General features: G+C 60.3%; 10 protein-coding genes, 8 pseudogenes and 1 other annotated feature. Of the genes and pseudogenes, 11 read left to right on the top strand and 7 right to left on the bottom strand.

Going from position 1 to position 21,478, the window contains the following annotated elements:
* The first annotated feature begins 61 nt into the window (after window positions 1-61).
* The 5 genes and pseudogenes from HU230_RS43925 to HU230_RS44250 all read left to right on the top strand — a co-directional run.
* Window positions 62-235 (top strand): hypothetical protein, encoded by a 174-nt coding sequence (locus HU230_RS43925; protein WP_338025826.1) that lies wholly within the window; start codon window positions 62-64, stop codon window positions 233-235.
* Between the two features lie 637 nt (window positions 236-872).
* On the top strand, window positions 873-2,780 hold the full coding sequence (locus HU230_RS40475; RefSeq protein ID WP_176533551.1) for a bifunctional 5-dehydro-2-deoxygluconokinase/5-dehydro-2-deoxyphosphogluconate aldolase: 1,908 nt from the start codon (window positions 873-875) through the stop codon (window positions 2,778-2,780).
* Between the two features lie 20 nt (window positions 2,781-2,800).
* Window positions 2,801-4,651: a 3D-(3,5/4)-trihydroxycyclohexane-1,2-dione acylhydrolase (decyclizing) gene (iolD, locus tag HU230_RS40470; protein ID WP_173640796.1), complete on the top strand. Its 1,851-nt coding sequence runs from the start codon at window positions 2,801-2,803 to the stop codon at window positions 4,649-4,651.
* A gap of 181 nt (window positions 4,652-4,832) precedes the next feature.
* On the top strand, window positions 4,833-5,750 hold the full coding sequence (gene iolE, locus HU230_RS40465; RefSeq protein ID WP_173640795.1) for a myo-inosose-2 dehydratase: 918 nt from the start codon (window positions 4,833-4,835) through the stop codon (window positions 5,748-5,750).
* A 107-nt stretch (window positions 5,751-5,857) separates the two neighbouring features.
* A pseudogene (locus HU230_RS44250) lies at window positions 5,858-6,213 on the top strand (transposase); the annotation flags it as partial.
* Window positions 6,214-6,249: 36 nt separating this feature from the next.
* On the opposite strand, the pseudogene HU230_RS40455 reads toward HU230_RS44250, so the two are convergent.
* Window positions 6,250-6,510 (bottom strand): annotated as a pseudogene (locus HU230_RS40455) (transposase); the annotation flags it as partial.
* 914 nt (window positions 6,511-7,424) lie between these two features.
* Here HU230_RS40455 and HU230_RS40450 point away from each other — a divergent pair.
* Complete coding sequence (locus tag HU230_RS40450; protein WP_173640794.1) at window positions 7,425-8,309, top strand: type III secretion protein; 885 nt, start codon at window positions 7,425-7,427, stop codon at window positions 8,307-8,309.
* Between the two features lie 101 nt (window positions 8,310-8,410).
* On the opposite strand, the pseudogene HU230_RS40445 reads toward HU230_RS40450, so the two are convergent.
* Together HU230_RS40445 and HU230_RS40440 are read right to left on the bottom strand one after the other, a co-directional pair.
* A pseudogene (locus tag HU230_RS40445) lies at window positions 8,411-9,290 on the bottom strand (IS630 family transposase); the annotation flags it as partial.
* Window positions 9,276-10,031, bottom strand: a pseudogene (locus HU230_RS40440) (IS5 family transposase); the annotation flags it as partial. The pseudogenes HU230_RS40440 and HU230_RS40445, both read right to left, overlap by 15 nt.
* Window positions 10,032-10,175: 144 nt before the next feature.
* Here HU230_RS40440 and HU230_RS40435 point away from each other — a divergent pair.
* The 4 genes and pseudogenes from HU230_RS40435 to HU230_RS40420 form a co-directional block, all read left to right on the top strand.
* The gene (locus HU230_RS40435; RefSeq protein ID WP_176396267.1) at window positions 10,176-11,765 is read left to right on the top strand and encodes an acyl-CoA dehydrogenase family protein; all 1,590 of its coding nucleotides are present in this window, start codon (window positions 10,176-10,178) and stop codon (window positions 11,763-11,765) included.
* A gap of 212 nt (window positions 11,766-11,977) precedes the next feature.
* Complete coding sequence (locus tag HU230_RS40430) at window positions 11,978-12,667, top strand: hypothetical protein (RefSeq protein WP_176533552.1); 690 nt, start codon at window positions 11,978-11,980, stop codon at window positions 12,665-12,667.
* A 1-nt stretch (window position 12,668) separates the two neighbouring features.
* Window positions 12,669-13,553: a hypothetical protein gene (locus HU230_RS40425; RefSeq protein WP_176533553.1), complete on the top strand. Its 885-nt coding sequence runs from the start codon at window positions 12,669-12,671 to the stop codon at window positions 13,551-13,553.
* Between the two features lie 125 nt (window positions 13,554-13,678).
* Window positions 13,679-14,094, top strand: a pseudogene (locus HU230_RS40420) (IS110 family transposase); the annotation flags it as partial.
* On the opposite strand, the pseudogene HU230_RS40415 reads toward HU230_RS40420, so the two are convergent.
* Window positions 14,077-14,981 (bottom strand): annotated as a pseudogene (locus HU230_RS40415) (IS3 family transposase); the annotation flags it as partial. The pseudogenes HU230_RS40420 and HU230_RS40415 overlap by 18 nt on opposite strands.
* Window positions 14,580-14,697 (bottom strand) — a sequence feature (AL1L pseudoknot). (Overlaps the previous pseudogene by 118 nt.)
* A gap of 529 nt (window positions 14,982-15,510) precedes the next feature.
* Between HU230_RS40415 and HU230_RS40410 the strand changes: the two are divergent.
* Window positions 15,511-19,563 (top strand): annotated as a pseudogene (locus tag HU230_RS40410) (Ulp1 family isopeptidase).
* 59 nt (window positions 19,564-19,622) lie between these two features.
* Here the strand turns inward: HU230_RS40410 and HU230_RS40400 are convergent.
* The 3 genes and pseudogenes from HU230_RS40400 to HU230_RS40390 all read right to left on the bottom strand — a co-directional run bounded on the left by HU230_RS40400 (window position 19,623) and on the right by HU230_RS40390 (window position 21,438).
* The gene (locus tag HU230_RS40400; protein WP_173640789.1) at window positions 19,623-19,925 is read right to left on the bottom strand and encodes a hypothetical protein; all 303 of its coding nucleotides are present in this window, start codon (window positions 19,923-19,925) and stop codon (window positions 19,623-19,625) included.
* A gap of 380 nt (window positions 19,926-20,305) precedes the next feature.
* Window positions 20,306-21,070: pseudogene (locus tag HU230_RS40395) on the bottom strand (IS5 family transposase).
* 191 nt (window positions 21,071-21,261) lie between these two features.
* Complete coding sequence (locus tag HU230_RS40390; RefSeq protein WP_234633846.1) at window positions 21,262-21,438, bottom strand: glycosyl hydrolase family 28 protein; 177 nt, start codon at window positions 21,436-21,438, stop codon at window positions 21,262-21,264.
* Window positions 21,439-21,478 lie beyond the last annotated feature (40 nt).

Below are 21,478 nucleotides of genomic sequence, written 5' to 3'. Positions count from 1 at the left end.
AGCGTATCCTCGACCAACGCACAAGAATGCCAAATGGATCAGGCAGGTCGCCGCATATTCGTTGGACAATCCAAACGACGTCGCCCTCGGTACCGCCGCCAGCATTGCCGCTTCAGCCGGCGTTCAGGCATCGACCTTGGTTCGTTTCGCGAAACACTTTGGATTTGAGGGAGTCACCAAGCTTCAATCGGTATACCGCGAACGGCTTCGCGACCGTAACATCTCCTGTGATTAGCGCCTTACCTCGCTGAAAATGATTGGAGCAGAAGGTGAAGGCGTCCACGTCCTGAAAGGCCTGATGCATGCATCGATACAATCGATAGATACGCTTGCCGATTCGATTGAGAGAGACCGCTTTGACCAGGCAACAAAAATTCTATCTGGTGCTAATGTAATATATGTACTTGCCAAACGATGATCGTTCCCCGTCGCAAGCTATCTTGCCTACATATTGGGGAAGCTACTAAAGGCCAGGAATGTTCTGATCGATTCATCGTCGGGACTTGATCCCGAGACCATTTCTTTCGCAACGCCGCACGCCGCCGCCATAGCCATAAGTTTTTCACCCCCAGGAGACCATCCTACGCCGCCACTCTTGCAGTTCGGGGAGTCCCCACAGTCGGGATCAGCGACAGTGCATTCTCACCGCTTTCGGACCTTTCGAATGTGCGGTTCGAGGTGGCGGAGTCAGATTTTGGAGGATTGCCCTCCCTGGCTGCCAGCACGTCCCTGGTGGCCGCGCTGGCTATTCGCGTCGCGGAGATCCGTCATCAAAAGTAGGGCCCGACATTTATGCTATAAACATTTCATCTTGACCAAAAAAGACCAGTGTTTCAAATACGAAAGGGCCATTTCATAGCTAGGAGGTCGCTTTGGTTGAGATCGCCAGAGCTAGGCAGCTCGATGTTGTCACCATCGGTCGGGCTTCTGTGGACCTTTACGGCCTGCAGATTGGCTCGCGGCTCGAAGACGTCGCCTCCTTTGCCAAATCGGTTGGCGGGTGTCCGGCTAACATAGCGGTCGGCACGGCGCAGCTCGGCCTGCCTTCGGCGCTGCTGAGCCGCGTCGGCGGCGAGCAAATGGGATCCTTCATCCGCGAGCAACTGATACGTCAGGGTGTGAATGTCGAGGCGCTGAAGAGCGATCCGGACCGACTGAGTGCGCTGGTCCTGCTCGCCGTCGAGGACGAAGGCGTTTCGCCGATGATTTTCGTCCGCCCGGATCGCGCCGACATGGCGCTCTCGCCTGAGGACGTCGATCGGAGCTTCATTGCCTCCGCGCGATCAATCGTGGTGACCGGTACGCACTTCTCCGCTCCGGAAGCCGCCCAGCTCAAGGCGATCAAGGCGTCGGGTGGCAAGGTGGTGTTTGACATCGATTGCCGGCCGAACCTGTGGGGCCTTGCCGGGTATGCGGCCGAACGCTATGTGAAATCGGATGCCGTTTCCAACAAGCTTCGTGCCGTGCTCGCCGACTGCGACCTAATCGTTGGGACCGAGGAGGAAATTCGAATAGCCACCGGAGAGGATGACGTTGTTGGCTCTTTGAAGGCGATACGGGCGCTTTCCGATGCGACCATCGTGCTGAAGCGGGGCGCCATGGGCTGTGTCGTCTATGATGGCAACATCAGCGACAATCTCGAGGATGGCATTTTCGGCGAGGGCTTCCCTATCGAAGTCTTCAGCGTGCTCGGCTCCGGCGACGCCTTCATGTCGGGCTTCCTGCGCGGCTGGCTGGGCGGTGAAAGCCTCGCCACGGCAGCGACCTGGGCGAATGCCTGCGGCGCATTTGCCGTGTCGCGGCTGCTATGCGCGCCCGAGTATCCAACGTTCGAGGAGCTACGATATTTCCTCGAGCACGGCAGCCCGTTCACCGCGCTGCGCAAGGACGAGACGATCAACCACATCCATTGGGCCACGACGCGACGGCGCGAGATCCCCTCGGTCATGGCGCTGGCGTGCGATCACCGCAGCCAGCTCGAGGAGGTCGCCGTGAGGGTGGACGCAGAGCCCTCGCGCATCAATGCCTTCAAGGTGTTGGCGGTAAAGGCAGCAGTCCGAGTGGCTGCCGGACGCGACGACTACGGTATGCTGATCGACGAGCGCTTCGGCCGCGAAGCGTTGTTCGAATTCGCGCGCCATCCGTTCTCCTGGCTCGGCCGGCCGGTCGAGCTGCCAGGTTCGCGGCCGCTGCGTTTCGAGTTCTCACAGGACATCGGATCTCAGTTGATCGGCTGGCCGCTCGATCACTGCATCAAGTGCTTGTGCTTCTGTCATGCCGACGATCCCGCGCCACTGAAGAAGGAACAGCAGGAAAAGCTTCGCGCGCTCTTCGACGCATCGCACAAGGTCGGCCGCGAGTTCCTCATCGAGATTATCGCCGGCAAGCACGGCACGCTGCAGGACGACACGATCCCGCGCGCACTCGACGAACTCTACGCGCTGGGCATCAAGCCGGAGTCGTGGAAGCTTGAACCGCAGGTTTCCGCCACCGCCTGGGTACGGATCGAAGCGACCATCGTCAAGCACGCCTCTTGGTGCAGGGGCGTTATGCTGCTCGGACTGGAAGCACCGCAGGACCAGCTCGAGGCAGCGTTTGTGGCGACGGCGCACGTTCCGATCATCAAGGGCTTCGCCGTCGGGCGCACGATCATCGCCCATGCCGCCGAAGAGTGGTTGGCGGGCAAGATGTCAGATGAGGAGGCGATCGCCAACATGGCCGCTCGTTTCGAGCGACTGAGCCAAGCATGGCTAGCCTCCCGCGAGCGCAAGGCGGCATAAACTTCTGCTGGAGCAATTTCATGCCCAAGACGACCCGCTTGACGATGGCACAAGCCCTCATACGTTTCATGACGTGCCAGCGGACCAAAATTGATGGCAGGGTGGTACCGATCTTCGGCGGCGTCTGGGCGATCTTCGGTCACGGCAACGTCGCCGGTCTGGGCGAAGCACTTTATGCCGTGCGTTACAAACAGCCGACTTTCCGTGCTCACAATGAACAAGCGATGGCGCATGCGGCGATCGCCTACGGCAAGGCGAATTTCCGCCGCCGTTTCATGGCAGTGACGACCTCGATCGGACCAGGCGCACTCAATCTGTTGACCGCCGCAGGCATGGCATACGTCAACCGCTTGCCTGTCCTGCTGTTGCCCGGCGACGCCTTCGCTAACCGCATCCCGGACCCGGTTTTGCAGCAAGCCGAGAATTTCACCGACGGCACGGCGACCGTGAACGACTGCTTCAGGCCGGTGTCTCGCTATTTTGACCGTATCGTTCGACCTGAACAGATCATTCCGGCGTTGAACCGGGCTATGCAGGTGTTGACCGACCCGGCCGAATGCGGGCCGGTGACGCTGGCATTGTGCCAGGACGTGCAGGCGGAAGCCTACGACTACCCCGAGAGCTTTTTCGAGGAGCGGATGTGGATGCCAAGACGTCCGCGCGCCGATTTGGGCGAGCTCACAGTAGCAGCCGAGGCGCTGATGGCTGCGGAGAAGCCGTTGATCATCGCCGGCGGGGGCGTGCTCTATTCCGAGGCGTCCGCCGCGCTGACAAACTTCGCCGAGGCAACGGGAATTCCTGTCTGCGAAACCCAAGCCGGCAAGTCGTCGTTGCCGGATGACCATCCCTTGAACATGGGCGCCATCGGCGTCACCGGTACATCGGCGTCCAACCGCCTTGCCGAGGAGGCCGACCTGATCCTGGCGGTCGGTACGCGCCTGCAGGATTTCACCACGGGGTCGTGGGCATTGTTCAAGAACGACGGGAAAACCATCGTCGGCCTCAACGTACAACCGTTCGACGCCCACAAGCATCGCGCGCTGCCACTCGTGACGGATGCGCGCGGAGGACTGGACGAGCTTCTGGCCGCGTTGAAGGGCTACAAAGCACCCGTGCGCTGGACCGGCAAGGCGGAGAAGGGCAAGACCACTTGGCAGGTGGAAGCAGACACCGCGCGAGCCAGCACGAATGCACAGTTTCCGTCTGACGCACAGGTCATTGGCGCACTCGATCGCGTTTTTGGATCGTACGTCGTGCTGGTGCAGGCTGCAGGCAGTCTCCCCGGCGAGTTGCACAAATTGTGGAAGGCGAGCCGTCCCGGCTCCTATCACGTCGATTATGGCTTCTCGACTATGGGTTATGAGATCGCGGCGGGCCTTGGCGTCAAGCTGGCGCGGCCCAACGAGCAGATCGTAATCCCGGTCGGCGACGGTTCGTATCTGATGCTGAATTCTGAGATCGCCACCTCCGTCATGCTGGGCCTGAAGCTCACCATCGTCGTACTCGACAACGGCGGGTTCAGCTGCATCAACCGGCTCCAGATGGCAACCGGCGGCGCTAACTTTAATAATCTGTTGAAGGACAGCCAGCACGATACGCTGCCGAAGATTGACTTTGCTGCACATGCCGCGAGCATGGGCGCATTCTCGGAACATGTAGCATCGATCGCCGAGCTGGAAGCAGCTCTGGAGAAATCGAAAGTGAACGACCGCACCACCGTCATCGTGATCGATACGGATCCTCTCGTCACGACCGAGGCTGGCGGACACTGGTGGGATGTCGTGGTTCCGGAAGTCAGCTCGCGCGAGCAGGTGCAGGAAGCGCGCAAGGCCTATGAGCAAGCAGTGAAGCAACAACGCGTCGGGAATTAGAAGTGGCAATGCACCTTTGCGCGAATTCCCATCCATCCATCGCTCGACGATGTCGCGGGTTGCAGAAGCATCGCCGCTGGTCCGCCGGACAGTCCCGCCCTTCGGCAAGCCGAGAACCAGCGAACTGCGACGCAGAGATGAGAATTGGCTCAGGGCTCTCCTAGGCTGATAGGAGTATCACGTGAAGGCCAAACTGGGCATATCCCCCATCGCGTGGTGGAATGACGATCTTCCCGAATTGAGCGACGATGTTTCGCTTGAAGAATGTTTACGCCAATCTCGCTCGGCCGGCTTCACCGGCATCGAGAAGGGCCGCCGCTTCCCCGACGATCCGACGGTCATGTCGTCGATTCTAAAGATGGTTAACGTTGCGCTGTGCGGCGGCTGGTTCTCTGGCACGCTCGTCAACGAAGACATCGCGACCAACAAGCATCGCATCCAGCCAATGATTGATCTGTTCAAGGCCGTGAACGCACCCTGCATCGTCTATGGTGAAGTTGGCCATTCGATCCAGAGCGATCGCTCAAGGCCTCTAGCGACCAAGCCAGTGCTGAGCGACGCCGACATGAAGGCCTATGCCAGGAGGATGACCGAGTTTGGTGAATGGTGCGCTGGGCAGGGCATGCCGCTCTCCTACCATCATCACATGGCCGCGGTTGTGCAGTTCGAGCACGAACTTGATACCTTTATGAAGTGTTCGGGAGAAGGCATCCCGTTGCTGTTCGACGCTGGCCACTTGGCCTTCGCGGGCGGCGACGTGCTGCGCGTCATCGACAACCACCACAAGCGCATCAACCACGTGCATGTGAAGGATATCCGCGGCCCCGTCATCAAAGCGCTCGATTGGAGGACGCAATCTTTCCTCGACGCCGTCGCGCTGGGCGCCTTCACTGTTCCCGGCGACGGCTCGCTGGATTTCGGCGCAATCGTGCAGAAGCTCGCTGGCTATGGCTATGAGGGCTGGTTCGTTGTTGAGGCCGAGCAGGATCCGAGGAAGAATCCGCCGCTCAGAATGGCCGAAATGGGCTATGCCGAACTCATGCGGGTGACGACCAAGGCGGGCTATGTTGTGGAAGCCCCGACCTTTCCCTGGCGCTAACTGGCAATTGGGATGCTTTTCCGTTGCCGGCAGCTTTCGTGTACGAATGGCTCAGTTGCCCACATCGACGTACCGGGATGATGTGATGGATAACAGCGAACATCCCTTTTACCTCCTGGCTGGGACTGGCGCCGAGCAACAAGGTCTCCGGCGGCAAAATGCTCTCGTCCCGAACGCGCCGATCCGGCGGCCGAGCGGCGGCACTTCTGCGCCTTGCTGCCGTGACCGTGGGGCGTACAGACACTGCGCTCGGCGCCTTTTATAGACGGCTCTCAGTGCGCATCGGCAAGGCCAAGGCCGTGACCGCCACGGCCCGGAAGATCGCAGTTCTGTTCTACAATGCTGTGCGATAAGGAATGGACTATGTCGATCCCAAAGCCTCGTCCTACGAGACGCGTTACCGGACGCGAGTGGTCAACAATTTGCATCGGCGTCCAAGCCATTCGGCTTTGTTCTCCATCCCTTGGAGCCGAAAAGTAGATGCTGCCGTTTCTTAGGAATCGTTCTCCAGCGTCAGTTCGCCGATCTTGGCGTGCAGCGACTTCACATCGATGGCTGCTTGTTCCGCTCCGGAGCCGCCGCCGGGACCGAACGCATCGGCGGCCTTGCTTTCAAGCTGAGCCTTCCACGCCGTGATCTGATTGGGGTGGACGTCGAACTGCTCGGCAAGCTGAGCCAGCGTTCGATCGCCCTTCACGGCGGCGAGCGCCACCTTCGCCTTGAAGGCCGGTGTGTGGTTCCGGCGTGTTCTTCTGCTCATTGTCGCTCCTGATTCGCAGGCACAGCGTGCCCGCTGTCAGGCAGAAACTCCACTTATCGCCCTGTGCAGAATTCCGGGGCCGGCTCTGCACTCTTCTGTGCGTCAGCTTGTTGTCAGATTGCTCGCTTACCCTGCTAGCAAGTCCTAAGAAGACCGATATTGACTACAGCGCAGATCAGTCGATAAGAGCGAATCGCGTGGATAGCAGAATCACATGTTCATCCAGCCAACCCACAACGATGCGGCGAAGCCCCGTCTGGAGCAGATGGGCTTTGTTGACGTGGGGTAGAACCAGTTCGTGCTTGACCCTCGACGGTCCGATAAGTGGACGATGAACAACCAGGGTGAATGGCAGCGGGCAGACAAGCCCCGGCTGTATCTTCAAGCCGAGAGCGAGGATCCCGCTGAACGAAGTAGCGACGAAGACGAAGGATGTGTCGAGTCAGAGTCGTCCGACGATGATCTTTCTTGGTACGTGGCGCGGGCGCTCAATTTCCGCGGAGGACCGGCGGAATGAGAGTCTAGATAGACTAACGGGAATGTGCATGAAGGCTATCATGTTCCGTTTTCCGCGTGCCGGGCGCGAAGGGGATATCCCAGCCGCTCCAATCCGTTGGCTTAACGGTGCCGCCTGAGCTCCTCTGTAGGAGCATTGGTGCAGTGAAATTTCATCAGCATAAAGGAGATTGCTTGTGGGAATTTGTTGTTCAAAGCCTTCAGTAGTGGCCTCGCCTTATGATAGTTCGAGCGCCGACGGCGCATCGCACTCAACGGCCCGCAGCGCCAGCGATCGCCAATGGTCCGCGCTAATTTCGACGGCATCGGGACCGGCCCCGATGGCTCCCCGAGTCGCTCTGGGAACGTCGCCGAACACGTTGCAACAACGACGCGGTGTGGCACTACAGCGACATGAGATGCAGCAACTCGCCTACCTCATTGCGGCCATGATGACTGGCGATCCGGTCAGAAGCCCCGCTCGGATCACCGCGGCCGGTCAGACAGTGCACGACGTTCGCCTGCTGCTCAGGCACGGACGCGGCAACGTTCATGCGGATGGCGAGCCGTCCCACGGGCACAACGTCGTAGCCTCACGTCTGGCCTACCGCGGACTCGATCGCAACAACCAGATGGCATTGGCGGGCGCGCTGGGCGCAGGCTTTTGCGATCAATTCGCGCGCCTCGCTGCAGTCTCGCACGCGCCGCATTTGCGCGATGGTGAATCGGTCGTGAATGCAGGCGGCGAGGTGGAAATTATGGAACTGAACGCCGATCACACCATCTCGGCCACGCGAACTGGACACGCATGGAACGAGCTACGCCGCGGCAACGAACGCGATGGAGAGACGACCATCGTGCAGGACGGCTGGTCGAACGGCCCGGCGGTGCGGCTGAAAGACAGCGCGTGGGCGCACGTCCAGGTGGAGAGAGAGGACCTGAGTACCGACAAGGACGGCGCCCTGTGGTTGAAAGATCGCGTCGAACAACTGATACCTCTCGTCCACCCGGACGAAGACGAACACACAGCGAATTGGCTGGAGCATTTGCGCCGAAATCCCACCCAACATGATCGCTTTTTGGAAACTCAGGTAGTGTCGGCCGAGTTCGCCGCAAAAGCGAGGGAAGCCCTAGAGCAGATTCCGCGGGAACAGCAGGAGCAGTTTGTCTCGATGGCGGCGCAGGAATTCTATGGGCTGTCTCCCCATGAGGCGGGCGCCCCGCATTTTATTCACTCGGTGCTGGAACAGGTTGGGCTCCTAGACCATCAGGATCGTCCGCCGGTGGTGCCGCCGGAATATTGACGACGACTCCGTGTCGTCTCGATGGGCACTGCGTGTTGCGGCACGCGCTGCGCTTGGCGTGGGCCCGCGTGAGATCTGCGTCTAGTACCTCGTCACAGTGATTATGACTCTTTGGAAGTGGCGGGATAGGCGCCTGCCATTTTGGCGCGAGCCTTGTCTGTTGTGAACACCCATTTGATGCGGGAGCGGGCGGCATTTCGTTGTCGTTCCCAGGCGGTGATTTCGCGGCGCAGTCGCTTGGGGTCGTCAATCCTGCGATCCAGGCACTGGCCTCGCAGGACGCCGATTTCGATCTCGACCATGTTGAGCCAACTTGCGTGCTTTGGGGTGTAGTGGAACTCGAGCCGTCGCAAAATCCGCCTGGCTTCGGCGGGCGGGAACGCCTGATAGAGGGCGCCGGCGGAGTGGGTCGATAAATTGTCCTGGACGACCCGGATGATCTCGGCGTCGGGATAATGGATGTCGACGAGATCACGCATGCATTGGGCGTAATCTCGTGCCGCTCGGTGACCTTGACCTTGCGCCAGGGGCGATGCACGTCGAAGAGAACGAAGAGATTGACCGTGCCATTGCGACGATACTCATAATCGTAACGTTCGAGGTGGCCGGGCTTGGCCGGAATGGGCTGACGCACCTCGCCGATGAGTTGCACCGGGCTTTCGTCGAAGCACACCACTGGCCGTCTGGAGTCGGGCACCTCGGCATAGAGGTCGAGCACATCTTCCATGCGGGCGACGTATTCGCCGCCGACCTGCGGAATGCACCACATGTCTTTGCGCCAGGGCTTGAGGCCATTCTCGGCCAGGCGCCGCCGAACCGTCTCGTGCGACAGGCTCTTGTGTTCGGTGAGCTTGACCATCGCAGCCGCCAGCAGCTTTAGCGTCCAGCGGGCACGGCCCTTTGGGGGACTGGCGCAGGCTGTCGCCACCAGCAAGGCTTCTTCCTTGCCGTGAGTTTGCATTCCGCCCCGGGACGCGGCTCGATCAGGTGCAGCGCGGCCACCCGTTCGGCATGCCCGTCGGCCCGCGTCAGGCAGGCGTCGACCAGCAGGCCGTGGCGGTTCTCCATCAGCCCATGCCCGATGAAGCACAGCTTCGTTTCGTTGCCCTTTCCCTTGCGGTAAAGCCAGGCATCCCGATCGGTGGTCGAAGCATGGGTGCCGTTCGAGCGCTTCTGGCCATGGAAGTCCGCTTCGGCGTTGCGCCCGCCGCCTTGCGCCGGCGGCGCGCCAGAGCCATCCTTCGGCTTCACGCTCTTCATCGAGGCCCAGGCCTCGATCAGCGTGCCATCGACCGAGAAGTGATCGCTCGACAGCAGCTTCTTCACCTTGGGCTGCGCCAGCACCGCCGCGAGGAACTTGGCCGCGATGTCGCCTTCCGGCAACCGGTCGCGGTTTTTCGAGAACACCGAATGGTCCCAGGCTCCGTCGTCGACGCCAATTCCGACGAACCAGCGGAACAGCAGGTCGTATTCCAGCCGTTCGATCAAAAGCCGCTCCGAACGGATCGAATAAACGCTTGCAACAGCATCGCCCGCAGCAACTTCTCCGGCGGGATCGACGGCCGCCAAATCGGCGAATAGAGCGCGGCAAACTCGCGCTCCAGCGTCGACAGCGCCTCGTTCGCGATCGTCCGGATCGCTCGCAGCGGATGGTCACGCCGCACCCGCCTCCAGATCAACGTAGCTGAACAGCTCGCCCGTTCGATTGTCGCCGCCGCGCACGCACCATCTCCGAATCTCGTCGGAGCCAATGAATCACGGTCGCTGGTCGGCGGCGAGCACCTTTTTCAACAGCCTGCTAGAGCAGCCTGCTCATGCTACGCTCCCACCCACATATACCATTGTGTGATCGAGCTAGCCCCGGGGATGATTGTCACGAAGCGCGGGCTCATCCATTATGCACTAATGGCTATGTACTCTCAAGTTTACTCTCCATTCGGGGAGGCGCAGGAACGCACAGCTGAAGGTGCTGTACCTACCCTATATACCAGTTTGATCGATGACCTGAGTCAGCTGAATTTCGCTGATGCGGATGACCGTCGGGCATTTCCTCCGACCCTACACAGCATATTAGCAAGGCACGGACTGTTCGGGCTCACTACACGAACAGAGCACGGCGGACTAGCTCTTCCCTTGCAAGAGGCCATCGACCTCATCTCTGCCACTGCATCCTTCGATATCTCGGCCGCCTCTACCCTCGTTATCCATAACTTTCTGGCCTTGCCCTGCATCGAAGCAGCACCGCGCATCCCTGAACAAAGGCATGTCATGTGGGGTGCAACACGCGGAGACCTTTGCGCTTTCGCTTTGACAGAGCCTGGGGCTGGCTCTGCCCCGCGGCACATAGAGACTTCGGCTTTCATGCACGAGGATAGAGTTCGCATCTCTGGCCGCAAAATTTGGATTGGCCTCGCTGACTGGGCTCGCTGGATCGTTTGCTTTGCACGAGCCTCTGGTCCCGACGTGAAAGGTCGGCTCGTTGGTGTACTAGTTGATAGGCAGGCTCCGGGCTTAATGGTCACACACGAGCATCGCACACTCGGTCTACGTGGCATTATCCAGAATACTTTGGAGTTCAAGGATGTCGAGGTGCCGAGCGCTTACGTTCTTTCTCGCGATCAAGACGGCTGGGGAACAGCAGCATCCAGTATGAACCGCGGGCGCATCGGTGTGGCTGCGATGGGCCTTGGAGCCCTTGAGCGCGCTATCCAGGTCGCAGCCTCATATGCAAGACATCGTCGACTAGGTAAGCTGCGCATGATTGAGAACAGCTATATCGAGCAGCTATTCGGGCAAATGGTGCTCCGGCGGGAAGTAGTGAAGGCAATGCTAGCTGCATCCTGCCGACTTATCTCAGCGAAGGGCGCGCCCAATGTCCACCTTGCGTCGGCAACGAAGGTTTTGTCGTCGGAGTGGTGCGGCCTCGTCGCTGATCAATGCCTCCAGCTGTTGGGGGGCCGTGGTTACGATGAGGGAACGCCTGTAGCTAAAATCTATCGAGACGCTCGCATTCTCCGCATCTTCGAAGGTCCGACAGAGACGCTCCTATCACATCTCGGCCGCTGCCTTCTCTCTAGGGCCACGCGTGATGAGATAGCCGATCTTTTTCTGTCTCTTGGTGCGGCGCCGGTCCATGCTGCTGCAATTGAGGAACTCTCTGGGCTCAATGAGACAGATGGTACCGTGCTCATCTATGCCGGTTGGCTCACCACATTAGGACTTGCACAAGCAGTCATGTCTGCTGGTTGCTTCTCCGCCTCAGATTGCGCCGCTGCCGCGGCTGACCTTGTTGGTTCCGAACTAGCAACTCTCCGTACTCGCGCACCGGCACGGCTATCTTTCGAAGGCCGCGTTCGCGCTAGTCGGACACTGGATACCTTCCTTCAAGACGCAGCTTCTTCTATCCGCTCACCTGTCCTCACGAGCGATTACCTCAAGCTGGAGCAGTATGTCTGATCCCGTAGCTAACAAGGGGAGCGAGGAGGCCCGTCTTATAACTGCTGGCATTGTGAACGTCCCGATTCACGCTCGCTCTCCTCAGCGAACGCTTGGCGTCCGAAAGCCCGCTCGAAGAAAACGCTGAGCGCCTCAGCTTGCGTCCCGGCGGGGAGAGGACGGCGCCACGGTAGCCTCACTCATGGTACTTAAGGCTTCTCGTTGAAAACACATTGTGCGCGACGACGGGCTGGCATCGCAAGTATGAGGTGCGGGCGCTCCGGCGACGCGAGACGGTTGGACCGGGCCAGGTCGAGGCAACAAGAAAGCGAAGACGCAGATATGGCGCGACGATCAAGGACGCGCTGACGGCGCTGTGGGAGGCGTCGGATCGGGTGTGCGGCAAGCGGCTCAAAGTGATGATCCCGACCTTGCTGCCGGCCCTCGAGCAACATGGTCGATTGCAGCTTGGCCAGGCGGATCGTGACTGTGTTCTCTCGATCAGCCCCGCAACCATCGATCGCCTGGTCGTCGATGTGAAGATCGCGGCGAGCCGCGGCAGGCGGCGCCGTGCCGGATTCTATTCGGCAATCCGGCGCGAAGTCCTGATCCGCACGTTCAATGACTGGAACAGCCCGGTGCCCGGCTTCTGCGAGGTTGACATGGTCGCCCATGGCGGCACGTCGGTGGCAGGTTCGTTCATCCAAACTCTCACGATGGTCGATGTCGCCACCGGCTGGACAGAGTGCCTGCCGTTGCTGACGCGGGAAGGTTCGCTCGTCGTCGAGGCGATCAACCGCGCACAGAGCCTGTTCCCCTGGCTGTTGCGCGGCGTGGACTTCGACAACGACAGCGCCTTCATGAACGATGTCGTCGTGCCATGGTGTCGCGAAGCTCGAAGTCACTCGCTCGCGCGCCTATAAGATGAACGATCAGGCGTTTGTCGAGCAGACGAATGGTGCCGTCGTCCGCCGCCTCATGGGCTATGGCCGCTTCGATGGCGTCGAGACGGCGCGTATGATGGGCCGCCTCTATGCGGCGGCACGGCTCTACGTCAACTTCTTCCAGCCGTCGTTCAAGCTGAAGAAGAAGCGTCGCGAAGGGGCTAAAGTGATTAAGCGCTATCATCTCCCATCGACGCCCTATGAGCGTGCCTTGGCGCATCCCAAGGTGACCGCGGCCGTGAAGAAACGGCTACGCGATCAGTATCGCTCGCTCGATCCGGTCGCGCTGTTGGCGGAGATTCGCGCAACCCAAGAGGAATTAGGCATTCGTGTCGATCGTCGTGCCGGACAGGCGCGCGGCTTGCAACCCGCTCACACTAGCATCCTGCCGGCGACCGCGGCGACGTTCGCGAAGACGCTCGGCAAGACCGCGACGGTCGGCGAGCCGCGTGCCAGGCACCGGCGAACTCGTCGGCCCTATAAGACCAGAGTTCGAATGCCGTCCAAGCTAGACCCGCATATTGCCGCGATCGAAGCGTGGCTCGCAGAGCAGCCGCAGCCGACGGCGCTCGCAATTGTCGGCCAGCTGCGCGAGAAATACCCTGAGGAGTTCGGAAAGAGACAGCATTCGATTGTGCAACGTCTGCTGAGGGCGCTCAGACGGAGGGCTGCCGAACGGTTGGTCGCCCAGGGCCCGCTCGACGACGCCACAACCGCTGCCCCATTGCCCGGGGTTCTGGACGGCTCGGGCTATGTAGGGCCCGACCCGCCCACAGCCCCTCTCGTCGAGCAAACCGGGAAAGCCATCTGGCGCGACCGATTAATCGACATCGGATCGTCATCGGCAATGGCGCCATCAGGGTAACATTCGCAGATGCGGCAATACGGGGGTCAATATTGCAGACGATGACGTAATTGCGGTCAGCGCTCGTGACACGAAAGCTCCATTAGAATCGAGCTCTCGCAATCAACCGATTCGGAGAAGCTGTCATGAAGCAATATGTCGGACTCGATGTCTCGCAAAAAGAAACTTCAGTATGCGTGGTCAATGAAGCGGGCGAGGTCTTGTTCGAGGGGAAAGCCAAGCCCGACCCGGGGGCGCTCACGGCACTGCTTCGCAAGCGGGCGCCACAGGCGGAGCGCATCGGCTTTGAGACCGGCGCAATGGCGAGTTGGCTGTGGCATGAACTTCGCAGGGTCGATCTTCCGGTGGTTTGCATCGACGCTCGGCATGCCCACGCGGCTTTGTCGGTACGCATGAACAAGAGCGATCAGAATGATGCTCGAGGTCTGGCCGAGCTGGTGCGGGTTGGCTGGTATCGAGAGGTCAAAGTCAAGAGCGAGGAAAGTCAGAGGATCCGCGCGATACTGTCGCGAGATCCCGGCTCGTGGCTAAGGTTCGAGATTCGGCGATAGCGCTTGTCGTGGAGATCTCGTGCCAGTAGAGCATGTATCAGCCGCGCCCGCGCCGTCTCCGCAACCACAATCCTGCGGGCATAGGCGTCGATGACAAAGGCGACGTAGACAAAACCCGTCCAGGTCGCGACATACGTGAAGTCGGAGAGCCAGAGAACGTTCGGCCTTGGCGCCTTGAACGGGCGATTGACGTGATCCAGCAGGCATGGCGCAGCCTTGTCGCTGATCGTGGTCTTGATGGGTTTGCCGTGGATCACCCTTGCAAACCCATGTTCCGCATAAGTCGCGACACCGTGCAACGGGCAACATCGAAGCCTTCGCGCTTGAGCTGGCACCAGACCTTGCGCACGCCGTAGAGGGAAAAGTTTTGATCGAAGGCGCGCCGAACCTCGATCTTCAGTGCGGCGTCCGGCTTGGCGCACGTCGACAGCCTGGCGGGATCGCGCCGTTTGGCCCCATGGGCGTGGTAGGTCGAGGGGGCGATCAGGCAACACCTGACAGATCGGCTCGACCCCATGCGCCCCACGATGATCGTCAATGAAGGCGATCATGGCTTGGACCGGCGGTCGAGCTCCGCCATCGCAAAATAAGCGCTCGCCTTGCGCAGGATCTCGTTGGCCTGTCGAAGCTCACGGTTCTCCCGTTCCAGGGCCTTCAGCTTCTCGGCCATCTCCGTCGGAACGCCGGTCCGCTGCCCGCTGTCGATCTCGACCTTCTTGACCCAGTCATGTAGCGTCTGCGGTGTGCAGCCAATCTTGGCGGCAATCGATCTCACCGCCGCCCACCGCGAAGGGTGCTCGCTGGCGTGATCCGGAACCATCCGAACCGCACGGGCCCGAACCTCGGGTGAAAACTTGTTCGTCGTCTTGCTCGTCATGGCTCCATCCTCTCGGGAGTTGGAGCCTCCGGCAAACCCGGGGCGGTTCAGACTGCAACAAAAGTGAGTCAGAGCCAATTTTTTACGTCGTCCCACAGCGCTCGTCAGGTACTCGACAGCTTCCTCTCATAGCAAAAATTGTGGGGAAGAACATCCGAGTGTCCGACTGCCTGCGGCGCGGACGGTTCGGACCCACGGTGGTTTGTTGCTGGATCCAACGTTGAGAGCTCATTCTGTGCCGCGGATTTGGTCGCCGCGCTGCCGTCTCGATTGCCCCGCGCATGAGATCCAAACCGAGCTCTGATGCGCCTGTATCTTCGAAAGTGAGAACGGATGGATTTCACCTCAACTAGCCGACTGCAGCAACAATCGAACAGCGCCGGCCAGCAAGAGACTGCACCGGTGTCCCCGTCGACAGACGCGGCGGCCTTTGAGCGGCAGCTAAGCGAGATCACCCGTCCAGGTGATCGTGTGCTGATGCAGCCCCCCCCATCAAGTCGCCGCATCGCCATCGGAGGCGCAGCCCATCATGCAAGCGAGCGGGCGCGAATGCCCTCCAGCGTCGCAGGATGGAGGCGGCGGGCCGATGCCAGGCGCCTCGGCGCTGCAGCCTGGCCAGTCAGCAGAGGTTTACGGTACCCGCAGGCGTCCTCTTTATTCCCAAGATGCTGACCTTATTTTGGGGCTTGAGGAGGCCCTCATCAAAGGGGGGCTGTCAAACGCACTGCCAAGGAGAATGTAGGTCATCTTCTTAGATTGGGCCGCTGGCTCTTTGAAAACAAAAAGCAGGCCATTGCTGCTCGGCTCGACGACGAGTCGTTGACCGTTGATGCGTGCGAGTTCTTCGGAAAGGGTAATCCCACGAGACTCCTTACGGCAATAGGTCATCTCCGGACCTCGCAGTCGACGGGCGGAATCGTGCCGATCGCAGACCGCGCTAAGCTGAATCCTTATCCCCAGGACGCGGCTCTCATCGAAGAGTACAAAAACGAAGCAACGACAGGTACCGCCAGTACCTATGCATTTGCCCTTAGCAGTTTCAGTGACTACCTGCGTGAAAACAACAAGAAGGGCATTGCTGCTCGGCTTTCCGGCAAGGCGTTGGATGGAGATGTCGGAGACTATAAGAAGGACGCCGGTGGTAATAGGCGGATCGGTGCCGCACTGGCTCATCTCCGAAAATCGCGGGCCGGCGCTAAAGCGATGGAGCTCGAGCGCCATATTTCTCCCGGTCCTGATCCCGAACGCGCGGCCCTGATGGAGCCGAGGCGGGTCAGCGACGCCGCTGCGGAGCACCGCGCGTCGCAGGAAGCTGGCAGTTGGCCAGAGAAGCTTCCTGCAGAAGGCTACGATCAGGATTTGGTTTTGGGGCTGATGGACGAACCCGGTCCGTCGCACTCGGCGCTGCAGCCGGCTCAGTCAACTGGAGTTTTGAGAAGGCAGAGGAAGCAGCCACTTTATTCCGAGGATGGTCCCCTTATTTCGGGGCTTGAGAAGGCCCTCATCAAGGGCGGGGCCACCGAAATCAGCGCCAAGGCCAATGTATATTCTCTTCGCAGCTTTGGCCGCTGGCTTGTCGCAAATAACAAAGAGTCCATTGCTGCTCGGCTCGACGACGAGTCGTTGACCATTGATGCGCGCGAGTTCTTCGGAAAGGGTAATCCCACGAGACTCCTTACGGCAATAGATCATCTCCGGACCTCGCAGTCGACGGGCGGAATCGTGCCGATCGCAGACCGCGCTAAGCTGAATCCGTATCCCAAGGACGCGGCTCTCATCAAAGAGTACAAAAACGAAGCAACGACAGGTACCGCCAGTACCTATGCAGTTGTTCTTAACAGTTTCAGTGACTACCTGCGTGAAAACAACAAGAAGGGCATTGCTGCTCGGCTTTCCGGCAAGGCGTTGGATGGAGATGTCGAGAGCTATAGGAAAGACGCCGCCGGGGGTAATCGGAATATCGGTGCCGCACTGACCCATCTCCGAAAATCGTCGGCCGGCGCTAAGGCGATGGAGCTCGAGCGCCATATTTCCCCCTTTCCTGATCCCGAAGACGCGGCCCTGATGGAGACGAGGCGGGTCGGCGACGCCGCTGCGCGGCACAACGCGTCGCAGCGAGCTTTCAGTTGGCCAGAGAAGCTTCCTGCGGAAGCCCACGATCAGGATTTGGTTTTGGGGCTGATGGACGAACCCGGCCCGTCGTCCTCGGCGCTGCAGCCGGCTCGATCAACTGGGGTTCGCAGCAAGCAGCCTCTTTATTCCGAGGACGCTCCCCTTATTTCGGGGCTTGAGGAGGCCCTCATCAAGGGCGGGGCCGCTGAAGCCACCGCTAAGGATTATGCAGGTTCTCTTCGCAGGTTTGGCCGCTGGCTCTTCGCAAATGACAAAAAGGGCATTGCTGCTCGGCTCGACGACGAGTCGTTGACCATTGATGCGCGCGAGTTCATCGGAAAGGGTGATCCCGCGAAACTCCTTACGGCAATTGGTCATCTCCGGACCTCGCAGTCGACGGGCGGGATCGTGCCGATCGCAGGCCGCGCTAAGCTGAATCCTTATCCCCAGGACGTGGCTCTCATCAAAGAGTACAAAAACAAAGCTGCGACAGGTACCGTACGTACCTATGCAGTTGTTCTTAACAGTTTCAGTGACTACCTGCGTGAAAATAACAAGAAGGGCATTGCTGCTCGGCTTTCCGGCAAGGCGTTGGATGGAGATGTCGAGGATTATAAGGACGCTGGTGGTAATCGGAAGATCGGTGCCGCACTGGCCCATCTCCGAAAATCGCCGGCCGGTAAGGCGATGGAGCTCGATCGCCATATTTCCCCCATTCCTGATCCCGAAGACGCGGCTCTGATGGAGTCGAGGCGGGTCGGCGACGCCGCTGCGCGGCACAGCGCGTCGCAGCAAGCTTTCAGCAGGCGAGAGGAGCTTCCTGCGGAAGGCTACGATCAGGATTTGGTTTTGGGGCTGATGGACGCCCCCGGCCCGTCGTCGTCTCTTGAGCCAGCCGCGTGCCATGACCAGGCACCGGATCCCGGAGAGTCCGACCGCCAGCAGTTCCCGGACGAGCCGATCGGTGCACTTGCCAAGAGCAACCTCCTGCCAAGCGAGGAGGTCGTCATCAACGATGAGCATGACACAGCTGAATTGAGGCCAGCGAAGAGGCCGAGGACCCTAGACAATCTGCACGGCGTTGCCATTGAGCGGCAACTGAGCGAGATCGCCAATTCAGGCGGTCGCCTGCTGACGTCGGCCCCCACCCATCAACTGGGTGCATCGCCATGGCAGGCGCAGCCGACGATGCAGGGGAGTGGGTACCAAGATGCCACGGCGCTGCAGCGAGCTGTCAGTCGGCCATTGGTCCTCCCGGAAGGTTATAATCAGGATCTGCGTTTGATGGTGGAAGACGGCCCACCGTGGCCCGGGGTTCCCCCGGAGCAGGCGCAGGACATAGTCCAAGCTGGACAGCAGGAACCTGCCTGGTCCGCCTCAACCTGGTCGCCGCAGATGCCGCTCAACTTTGATTGGAGTATGTGGCCGGTCCTGGAAGCATCGCCAGCGCACTCTGCCAGGGTTCACTCAGACACCTATGGCGGTCTTGAAGCAGCGGTTAATCCGAATTCGCCCGCATCATTTGAGTTGCGTGACAACGCTTGGAGCCCGCCGCCCGACTTTGCGCCGCCGTTTGCCAGGCCGGTACCGGGTCATCACCATGGCGCTCGACAGCTCGGCTCGCCGCAGCGGCTTTCTCCGATGCCAGCCTCCTCGGACGATGAAGCTTTGGCGTGGTTGAGCGAGGAGTTGTCGCGGCGGAAGATGCAAGCACCGGCGTCACCATCAACTGCCAGGGCTCGCTCAAGCACCTACGGCGGTCCTCCATTGGTTGATCTGACTGCGGCCACGCCGTCTGAATCACGCGACGATGTTAATTCTGTGCCGGCGTTTCCGAGCACCTCCCACGATGCTCAGATCGGGGCTTTAGGTCCGACAGCCTCGTCTCACGGCCGCGGGCTGGTGCTCGAGGACACGGAATGGCTGGGCGACGAGCATGTCCTGAGAGATTACCAGCTCCTGGCGCAAGAGTTGGGGGGGGGACAATCCGAATCTCGCCGCCCGGACGCGGTTCGTGGATCCTCTCATAACCCTTGTTAGCCTGCGCTTGGGCACCGAGAGCGAAATGCTACGCGCATTCCAGCGCATCGTCCATGATCAGAATGGTGACGACACAGCCGACTTCCTGTTCCTGCCAGTGAACAATGCCCGTGCTACGAATCTCCCCGGCACCCATTGGTCGTTGCTGTTTGTTGATCGCCGCGACCGCGAAAGGCCGGTTGCCTATCGCTACGACTCCATGGGGGAATACAACAACACGCCCGCAGCAGAGCTCGCAGCAAGGCTGGGCGCCCGCCTGGAGTCACGCGGCATGACCCAGCAGCTGAACACTTACGATTGCGGCGTCTTCGTGGTCGACGGCACGCGGGCGCTGGTTAGGCAATTGGAGCAAGGACGAGCACCACACCTGCTGAACCTCAGCAGCCTCGTTGCCAATCGGCAGGCGCTGCAGAACCGACTCGGGGGCTGATGTCGCTCAATCCGCCATCGCAACCGGTAGAGGGCAATGACGTCAGCAGCCGTGAAGTCCTAGCCCTTGAGCGAGGTCGCCAGGATTACCCAATCAGCGGCCTCAAGCGTTTGCCTGGAGAGTTGATGGCCTCCCTTCTGGGCTGTCTTGCGTGCCTTGCGTCGCGCCTCCGCGGCCGCATGCGCCGGCTTTTTGACCGCGACCAAGCGCACAGCAAGCGGTTGCGCGCCGGACTTGCGCTCTATCCAGATCGGTCGATCGATCATGCCGCCTGCCAAGGCCTTGCGCAGCTCTGCGATGAGACCGACAAGGTTGCCGTTGCGATCCAGCCAACGCGCGCTCTTCCAGCCCGCGCGGATCACGAAGTCCGCGCCGGCATCGACGCACTGTGGATACGCCACACTGCGTTGTTTTGCCCGCCCTCGGTCCCGCTTTGGGGACCGTCGTGGCATCAACGATGCGGATCAGCCGACCGCGGCTTGCCTTCGGCGCACCACTCGCAAGTGCCTGACCTATCAGTTGCGCCAGCCAATCTCCGGACTGACGCAAGCGATACAACAAAGCCACGTTGGAGATGCCGACAAGGCCCACCGACGTCGCCCACGCCGCCGTCAGCCGCAGACCCCGCGTGCCCAGACAATACGCAAGTATCAGCCGCAGCAAATCAACCCCATTGGTGATCTCGCGCGGACGAACAAACGCCTTCGTCTCGCGCGCGCCAACCTCTAGGTCGTGTGGACACTTACCGCATCCAAAGAACGATGGCTGCGAGAGTGACGACGGCTAGGTAATTTCGGGCGGTCTTTTCGAAGCGGGTTGCGACGCGGCGGAACTGCTTGAGCTTTGAGAAGCAGCATTCGACGAGGTGACGCTGGGCATAGAGGTGCTTGTCCAGCGGGTATTTGAGTGCGCGTGACGGGTTGTTGGGGATGACGGCGAGCGCGCCCTTGGCGGCGATGGCTTGGCGCAAATGATCGGCGTCATAGGCCGTATCGGCCATGACGACCTCGGCAGGTAGTCCCTCGATCAATGCGGCAGCTTGCGGTGCATCGCCCTTCTGGCCTGCGGTCAGCGCGAACCGTACGGGACATCCCAAGCCACGAACGGCCATATGTATCTTGGTGCTCAGCCCCCCGCGCGAGCGGCCGATCGCCTGATCTTCAGCCCCCCTTTTTTGGCGCCGGCGGCGTGCTGATGCGCCCGGACGATGGTCGAATCGACGATCAGATATTCGAAGTCCGGATCATCGGACATCGCCTCGAAGATCCGCCACCAGACGCCCTTGATGCTCCATCGACTGAAGCGCCGGAACACGCTGTTCCAATCCCCCGAACGCCTCCGGGAGATCACGCCAGGGAGAGCCCGTGCGAACAATCCAAAGTACACCTTCCACGAACATCCGATTGTCGCGCCCAGTGGAGCCCTTCTGGTCGGGGCGACCTATAATCAGCGGTGCCATCCGCTCCCAAGCCGCGTCGCTCAATACCAAACGGTCCATCACACCCAAGACTGCCTCCCCAAAAGCAGTCTTGAATCTGATTTGCGCCTAAAAGGAAATCCCTAGAGTCCAAACCACCTAGAGCCTCAGCCCCACCAAGCCGAGCAACAACACGCGCAAAGTCTTCGTTCACAAGCGATTCGTGTCTCATCCCCTCTTGGAATCACATACAAATTCAACACGCAATCCTATTTTAGCGCCTATGGGCCTGCGCCAGGGTCGATGCCGTCGGTGTTGCGGGCCTCGGCCGGCGCACCGATCGTGAGCCCCCAAAAGGTGGCACCTCCGACCCTGTTCATCCCGACGTGGAAATTGGGCGCATTGCGTAGCGTGACACCATAGAACGTGATGTTCTGCGCCTGATCGATCTGGATCAAACGCGGGGCGTTCTGATTGCCGCTCTCAGTCTGAGCGCGG

Source organism: Bradyrhizobium quebecense (assembly GCF_013373795.3).
Lineage (GTDB): Bacteria > Pseudomonadota > Alphaproteobacteria > Rhizobiales > Xanthobacteraceae > Bradyrhizobium > Bradyrhizobium quebecense.
The sequence above is the reverse complement of the archived record's forward strand: the minus strand, read 5'-3'. Positions and strand labels throughout refer to the sequence as shown.